Here is a 6,864-nt window from a genome sequence, read left to right as displayed (position 1 = left end):
CGCCGACCGCCGTGCGGACCAGGTCGACCTCGAACTGCTCGCGGGTGGCCGCATCGACGAATCCGGGCAACCTGTCAACGGCCTTGCGGATGACGTCCACATGCTCGCCGTTGATCAGCCCATGAGCCTGCGCGACAGCCGTCGCGGGCAACACCGGCGGCAACGACGGCCCGGTCAACCCCTGACGCGGCGCCAGCAGGGCAGCTTCGGTCAAGCGCCGGTTGGCCTCGGTAGTCGAGATCCGCCAGCGGACCGTCAACACCTCTTTCCACGATTTCGCACCCATCTGTTGCGGCGTCGCCTCGACCTGCAGGCGGGCGAGCAAGCGGTGGCGCATCGCGGGCAGTTGGCACCCGAGAGCTTCGAGCTCATCAAGGGCCATGACGAGATCCTGGCGGGTCAGCAAGTCGACGTCACAGGCCGCCGCATCCTCAAAGGCCGCACGCAACGTAGTCACCGCGGCCTGCAGGTCATCACCCGACATACTTCGAACATACATTCGACCCCCGACAAATCCACTGACCCAAACTTTCTGGCAGGGTCACAATCTGTTGGCACGGGCACCAAGATGAGCGCCTGCGATCGGAATCCGACAGACCCGTCGCTGCAGGTTGTGCTGGGGCGTGCGGTGATGGGTGCGGGGAGGGGGCGTTCCCGTCAATCGGCAGTTCTATATCGACAGTTTGAGAAATCGGCGTGCCGACCAGGGCTAGTGTCCTCGACCATGCATCTCTTACAGAGCCGCGCAGTACTCCTCGGTGCGGGCTTGTTGGCGGGCATGCTCTCTTCGCCGTACACGAGTGGGACTCCTGCTAGTGCCCAACCGTCGGCAACTGAAGCCGACCTCGCGCTCCTCAGGCGGACTTTCGCACTAGCCAACGAAGCAAGGGCGAACGGCAACACCCCGTTCGGTGCTCTCGTCGCGGATGCCGGTGGCAACGTGATCGTCGAGCGAGGCAACGAATCGGCGCTGCCAGACGGCGATCCGACGCGTCACGCCGAGGTCGTCTCCACTGCGGCTGCCTGGCACGTGCTGGGCGACGACGGAATGAACACGGCGACTTTGTACGCCAGCGCTGAGCCGTGCGCGATGTGCGCAGGAGCTGCGTACTGGACCGGCATCGGAAGAATTGTCTACGGCATGCCTGAGCATCGGCTGCTCGCACTCACCGGCAACAATCCGAAGAACCCGACCTTCTCTCTGCCCTGCCGTGAGGTACTCGCTCACGGACAGCGGCCGATCACCATCGTCGGCCCACTGCTCGAAGACGAAGCGGCACAACCGCACCAGGGTTACTGGAGTTAGCGCTACCCGGCTCAGGCGCTACCCGCCTCAGGAGTAGAACGAGTCGAGCAGCTCCTGGTTCTGTTTCTCGACGACGCCCCGCTTTACCTTCAACGACGGTGTCAGCTCACCGTTTTCGATCGACAGGTCGTGGTCCAGCAGCTCCCACTTCTTGATCGTTTCCCATCGATTCAGTTGCGAGTTGAGCTCGTCGACGTACCCCCCGACCATGTCGCGCACCGCATCCGACTTCACCAGCTCCGAGTACGACTTTCCGCCGAGGCCGTTCTGCTCGGCCCACCCCGACAGCGCATCGGGATCCAGCGTGATCAGCGCGACGCAGAAGTTGCGGGATTCGCCGAAGACGAGCATGTGACCCGCATACGGGCACAGGGCCATGAACTTGCCCTCGATGGCCGGCGGCGCAACGTACTTTCCGCCCGAGGTCTTGAACAATTCCTTGATCCGACCGGTGACCGTCAGGAAGCCGTCCTCGTCCAACTTGCCCCGGTCCCCGGTGCGCAGCCACCCGTCGTCGGTGAACGTCTCGGCCGTCTTGTCGGGCAGGTTGTGGTACCCGTCCATCACACACGGGCCCTGCACCTGCACCTCGCCGTCATCGGAGAGACGCACCGACGTGCCGTCGAACACCTGCCCGACGGTGCCCAGCTTGTAGTTGTCGGGCCGGTTGATGAACGCACCGGCCGCGGTTTCGGTCAGGCCGTAGCCCTCCAGGATCAACAGGCCAGCGGCGTGGAACCATTCGGCGATATCGCGGTTCAGCGGAGCGGAGCCGGAGATGAAGAACTTGATGCGCCCGCCGAACACGTCGCGCACCTTACTGAAGACCAAGCGGTCGAACGCGGCGTGCGCGATCTTCAGCGGAAGCGGTACGTCCTCACCCTTCAGCCGGTGCCGGTCGGCATTGCGTCCCACGGCGAAGGCGGCTTCGAAGAGCTTCTCCTTCACACCCTCCTGAGAGGAGGTGACCTTCGCGTGGGCCTTCTCGAAGATGCGCGGAGCAGCGCCCATGAACGTCGGCTTCACCTCGGCCATGTTCGGAACGATCTTGTCGACGCGGCCGTCGATCGCGCTGGCGAAGCCGCACGCCAGCTGGGCCGTGATCAATACCTTGCCGAACGCGTGGGCCAGCGGCAGCCACAACAGCTGCAGGTCGTCCTCGCCCAGGATGCCGAAGTCGGCGATGGTGTTGCCCTCGTACACCCACGCCCGGTGCGGCAGCCTCACACCTTTGGGCTTGCCGGTCGTCCCGGACGTGTAGATCAGTGTCGCCAACATTTCGGGCTTGATCGAGTCCGCGGTTGTCCGCACGCACTCGGGGTGATCGGCGAGGTACTTGGTTCCGACGTCGATCAACTCGGCGATGGTGGTGACCTGGTCCCCGTCGCCGGCACCGTCGAAAAGCACCACCTTCTCGAGGCGCGGCAGGTCGTCGCGCCGCTCCTTGAGCTTCTCCAGTTGCGTCTCGTCCTCGGCGAACACGACGCGAGATTCCGAATCGCTCAGAATGTAGGCGGTGTCGGGCGCGTTGGTCGTCGGGTACACCGTGGTGGTGGCCGCTCCGGCGCACATGACCGCGAGATCCGCGAGAATCCATTCGTACCGCGTGCTCGAGGCGATCGCGACACGTTCCTCGGGCTGGATGCCCAGTGCCAGTAGCCCGGCCGCCACCGCCTCTACCTGTTCGGCGGCCTCTCGCCAGGTAAGCGAAACCCACCGATCCCCATCACGCCTGCGGAACGCCTCCCGGTCGGCGGACTTCCCAACGCGGTCGAAGAACATGGCGGCCACGTTGGCCGGCGACACGGTCGTGGGTTTCTGGTTGGTGTCGGTCGACATCGCTGTTCTCCTGGAATCTCGTACGGCACCGGTGCCGCTAGTGTCGCGCCTCTAGTACCCAATGCGGGCGGGTATGACGCGATGGGACTGTAAGCCCCGTGGTTCCGCATCGTCTTGACCCTCTCCCTGGGGGAGACTCGAAGATGGGCGCATGGCAATGCAACAGAGCGACGGCACCGCTATTTCACGGGACGAACTGCCCTGGGCGGTCGCGACCTATCTCACCGCCCACCGCGACGTCACGACCGCGCTGACGGCCTTCACGGTCGACGCCACCGTCACCGACGAAGGGCACACCTACCGCGGCCACGGTGAGATCGCCGACTGGCTGCGCAACGCCGCCAGCGGATACACCTACTCCACCGAACTCGTCAGCGCGACCCGCCTCGGCGGCGCACACCTCGATGTCATCCAGCACCTGGAAGGCGACTTTCCCGGTGGCGTGGCAGACCTGCACTTCCGCTTCACTGTCGACGGCGAACTCATCAGCCGCTTGGTGATCGAACCGTGACGAGGACGTGGTTCATCACCGGAGGCACCCCAGGCGGGTTCGGGATGGCGTTCGCCGACGCCGCTCTCGAGATCGGCGACCGGGTCGCGCTGACCGCCCGCCGCCCGGCCGAGCTGACCGACTGGGCGCAACAGCACGGCGAGCGCGTCCTCGTGCTGCCGCTCGACGTCACCGACACCGAGCAGGTGCGGGAGGCGGTGCGCGCCACCGAGGAGCACTTCGGCGGTATCGACGTCCTGGTCAACAACGCCGGCCGCGGCTGGTTCGGGTCAATCGAGGGCACGGCGGACGCCGCGGTCCGAAAGATGTTCGAGCTCAACTTCTTCGCGGTGCTGTCGGTGCTTCGCGCGGCGCTGCCCGGTATGCGTGCCAGGGGCAGCGGGTGGGTCGTCAACATGTCCTCGGTCGCCGGATTGCGCGGCGTCACCGGCTTCGGTCACTACAGCGCAACGAAAGCCGCGATCGAGGCGATCACCGAGGTTCTCCGCGACGAGGTCGAACCGCTGGGCATCCGCGTCATGGCGGTCGAACCCGGAGCGTTTCGCACCCGTGCCTACGCCGGCTTCGGCCACGAACAGATCGAGGAGTCCATTCCCGAGTACGGCACTCTGCTCGAGCAGGTGCGCGACGCGATGGCCGAACAGGACGGTGCTCAGCCGGGTGATCCCCGACGCGGGGTGCGCGCGGTCATCGCGGCCCTGGCCGAAGACCCGCCGCCCCGGCGGCTCATCCTCGGCAGCAGCGGCTACGACACCGTCGTGGGCACACTCGAAGAATCCCTCGCCGAGGTCCGAGCACACGAAAAGCTGTCCCGAGGAGCGGATTTCCCCAACTGAAAGCTGACGCGGAAATCAGGTGAGATCTGGGGCGACCCGAAACACGGGCCAGCCGATCTCGGTTCGCCACCGGGCCGGGTCCCTCGTGTCGCGAGGGCCCACCACGTAGGTTTCGCGGATCGGCCCGTCGACAGCGAGCGCATTGTGCACCACCCAGGCTCCGAGACGGCCGTAGGTGACGTCGAGATCGTCGTGCGGACCTTCGTGGACGGCGACGACGAGATCGACGGGCGGAAGCTGCACGACCTCGATGCGGCCGGACGCCCGCGGGGAGCGCACCGGCCGGAAGACCGTCATCGTCCCGACGGACTGGGTGAACAGTTCGTTGGCGTACCGCCCGCCGGGCGGTCCGGTGCGCTCGGCTTCGGGGAACGCGGCATCCAGTTCGGCCATCGCCGCGTCATACCACGCAAGCGAATCGTCGAGCCGGACAAGACCGGTGATCGCGGCGACCCGCCGGGCGGGAACCGACCGCAGCTCGACCTCCAGGTCGGCAGGCGACGGGTTCAACAACCGGCGTAGGGAGACGACAGCTGCGCGCGTCCGGTCCAGCTCGGCCTCCAGCCGCCGCACATGACCGGCGATCACCTCGGCACGCCTCTGCGGATCCTCGGTGTCGAGGATGGCCCGGACTTCGGCGAGCGGCACGTCGAGCTGGCGCAGCCGGTGGATCACCTGGGCGGTCGGTATCTGTTCGGCGGAGTAGTAGCGGTACCCGGTGGACGGGTCGACGCAGGCGGGCTCGAGCAGTTTGGCCTCGTGGTATCGGCGCAGAGTCCGCACGCTCAGGTGCGTCACCGTGGCGAACTCTCCGATAGTCAAACCCGACCGCATGCGGCCAGTCTGCCTTCCCGCCGTCTATCCTGCGCCCATGGGAAGTTCGCGAGTCTCCGGCGGCGTGGTGCACACGCTGCCGACCGATCTGCGTAAGGCATTGCTCGCCAACGACACCGCGCTCGCCGCGTGGAACGACATCACCCCGCTGGCGCGCAACGAGTTCATCTGCTGGGTGGAGGACGCCAAGCAGGAGAAGACCCGCGAACGCCGGATACGGCGGACCCAGGAAGAACTCGAAGAAGGCAAGCGCCGCCCGTGCTGCTGGCCGGGCTGCAGGCACCGTGGGCGAAACGGCAAGTAGTCACTGCTCGTACACGGGCGCCGTCTGCAGTTCCGGTGCCGCCGCGGCCAGCAGCGCCGCCCGGTCACCGGTCAGCGGGGGATAGATGCGCTGGCCGTTGATGATCCGCTTCGTCGCCTTGGCCGCCGCGCCGGTGCTGACGACGCGGCGGTCCCAACCCTCGGTGTACACCGCACCGGCCGGGCCGAGGTCGAGCACGGTGACGTACCACGGAATCCGAAGCGTCCGCATGGGCAGGCCCAACAGGTCGCCGATGACGTTGTAGCCCGCATACCGACCCATCGGCCGGCCGTGTTGACACGACATCACCGACATGTGCTCGTCGTCCATCCGCGCGACGGCCACGTCACCCGCCGCGAACACGCCATTCACGCCGTCGGCCCGTAGATAGTCGTCGACCGGAAGGCGGCCGAGCCGGTCCAGCGGCACACCCAGCTGGCTCGTCAGCGGATGAGCGCGCATACCGGCACACCAGACGACGGTGGCCGTGTCGATGACCTCACCCGTCGACAGGGTGACGCTGCGCTCGCCGACCGCGGTGACGCCCGCTCCGGTGATCGCCTCGACGCCGTTGTCGCGCAACGCTTTCTCGATGACCGGCCGCGCCGATGTGCCCATGTCGGAGCCGACGCGGGCATTCCGGTCGACGAGCACCACCCGCGGTATCGAGTCCGGACCGAGGGCGTCCGCCAGCATCGCGGGTAGCTCGCTGGCCGTTTCGACGCCGGTGAGGCCAGCACCGACGACGACGGCCGTCGCCGACGCGGGGTCGTCGGCCCGCAGCGTGCGAAGGTGCGTGTGCAGTTTTTGCGCGGCGTCGTAGGTGTCGACGTCGAACCCGAACTCGGTCAGCCCCGGAATGCCGGGTTTGACGACGCGACTGCCCACCGCCAGCACGAGGCGGTCATAGGGCAACGTCGCTCCGTCGGCAGTGCCCAGCGTCGCGGCCGCCGGGTCGATTGCGGTCACTTCGGCGGACACGTGCCCGACGCCGACGGGATCGAGCAACTGCGACAGCGCAATTCGACACGGTGTGAGGTCTGCTTCGTAGTTGCGCACCCGGATATCGTGATACGGCTTGGGACTGACGACGGTGACGTCCACCGTGCGCACGCCGAGTTCGTCGAGGCGGCGCGCCGCGCCGAGGGCGGCCCACAGTCCGGCGAACCCGGACCCGGCCACGAGAACGCGCGTTGACGCCGACATCGTCTCATCGTCGTGCGGCGACGGGGCC

At 66.9% G+C, this 6,864-nt stretch carries 8 protein-coding genes; 4 read left to right on the top strand and 4 right to left on the bottom strand.

Annotation, left to right across the window (positions count from 1 at the left end):
• Positions 1-499 (bottom strand): DUF222 domain-containing protein (locus CEX88_RS13360; RefSeq protein ID WP_141209850.1); only part of this gene is annotated, 499 nt, incomplete at its 3' end.
• A 225-nt stretch (positions 500-724) separates the two neighbouring features.
• Here CEX88_RS13360 and CEX88_RS13355 point away from each other — a divergent pair.
• Positions 725-1,306, top strand: coding sequence for a nucleoside deaminase (locus CEX88_RS13355; RefSeq protein WP_094293855.1), 582 nt, complete (start codon positions 725-727; stop codon positions 1,304-1,306).
• 27 nt (positions 1,307-1,333) lie between these two features.
• Here the strand turns inward: CEX88_RS13355 and CEX88_RS13350 are convergent, their stop codons facing one another.
• The gene (locus CEX88_RS13350) at positions 1,334-3,145 is read right to left on the bottom strand and encodes an AMP-dependent synthetase/ligase (RefSeq protein WP_094293832.1); all 1,812 of its coding nucleotides are present in this window, start codon (positions 3,143-3,145) and stop codon (positions 1,334-1,336) included.
• Positions 3,146-3,296: 151 nt separating this feature from the next.
• Between CEX88_RS13350 and CEX88_RS13345 the strand changes: the two genes are divergently transcribed.
• Together CEX88_RS13345 and CEX88_RS13340 are read left to right on the top strand one after the other, a co-directional pair.
• Positions 3,297-3,656 carry a DUF4440 domain-containing protein gene (locus CEX88_RS13345; protein ID WP_094293831.1) on the top strand — a complete coding sequence of 120 codons (360 nt, stop codon included), beginning with the start codon at positions 3,297-3,299 and terminating at the stop codon, positions 3,654-3,656.
• On the top strand, positions 3,653-4,492 hold the full coding sequence (locus CEX88_RS13340) for an SDR family NAD(P)-dependent oxidoreductase (protein WP_094293830.1): 840 nt from the start codon (positions 3,653-3,655) through the stop codon (positions 4,490-4,492). Before CEX88_RS13345 ends, CEX88_RS13340 begins: the two co-directional genes overlap by 4 nt.
• A gap of 15 nt (positions 4,493-4,507) precedes the next feature.
• Here CEX88_RS13340 and CEX88_RS13335 read toward each other — a convergent pair whose 3' ends face one another.
• Entirely contained in the window at positions 4,508-5,326 is an 819-nt protein-coding gene (locus tag CEX88_RS13335) for a MerR family transcriptional regulator (protein WP_094293829.1), read from the bottom strand.
• A gap of 37 nt (positions 5,327-5,363) precedes the next feature.
• Here CEX88_RS13335 and CEX88_RS13330 point away from each other — a divergent pair, with 37 nt between their 5' ends.
• Complete coding sequence (locus tag CEX88_RS13330) at positions 5,364-5,630, top strand: YdeI/OmpD-associated family protein (protein WP_094293828.1); 267 nt, start codon at positions 5,364-5,366, stop codon at positions 5,628-5,630.
• On the opposite strand, the gene CEX88_RS13325 is transcribed toward CEX88_RS13330, so the two are convergent.
• The gene (locus tag CEX88_RS13325) at positions 5,631-6,836 is read right to left on the bottom strand and encodes an NAD(P)/FAD-dependent oxidoreductase (protein ID WP_094293827.1); all 1,206 of its coding nucleotides are present in this window, start codon (positions 6,834-6,836) and stop codon (positions 5,631-5,633) included.
• Positions 6,837-6,864: the final 28 nt, after the last annotated feature.

Origin of the sequence: Mycobacterium neumannii, from assembly GCF_002245615.1 — a bacterium.
Lineage (GTDB): Bacteria > Actinomycetota > Actinomycetes > Mycobacteriales > Mycobacteriaceae > Mycobacterium > Mycobacterium neumannii_A.
Note: the sequence above shows the minus strand (reverse complement) of the source record. Positions and strands in the feature narration are given on the sequence as shown.

Excerpts from the sequence above, each read along its gene's own strand:
- CEX88_RS13355 (WP_094293855.1), top strand. The coding sequence starts at position 725 with ATGCATCTCTTACAGAGCCGCGCAGTACTCCTCGGTGCGGGCTTGTTG.
- CEX88_RS13350 (WP_094293832.1), bottom strand. The coding sequence starts at position 3,145 with ATGTCGACCGACACCAACCAGAAACCCACGACCGTGTCGCCGGCCAAC.
- CEX88_RS13345 (WP_094293831.1), top strand. The coding sequence starts at position 3,297 with ATGGCAATGCAACAGAGCGACGGCACCGCTATTTCACGGGACGAACTG.
- CEX88_RS13335 (WP_094293829.1), bottom strand. The coding sequence starts at position 5,326 with ATGCGGTCGGGTTTGACTATCGGAGAGTTCGCCACGGTGACGCACCTG.
- CEX88_RS13330 (WP_094293828.1), top strand. The coding sequence starts at position 5,364 with ATGGGAAGTTCGCGAGTCTCCGGCGGCGTGGTGCACACGCTGCCGACC.
- CEX88_RS13325 (WP_094293827.1), bottom strand. The coding sequence starts at position 6,836 with ATGTCGGCGTCAACGCGCGTTCTCGTGGCCGGGTCCGGGTTCGCCGGA.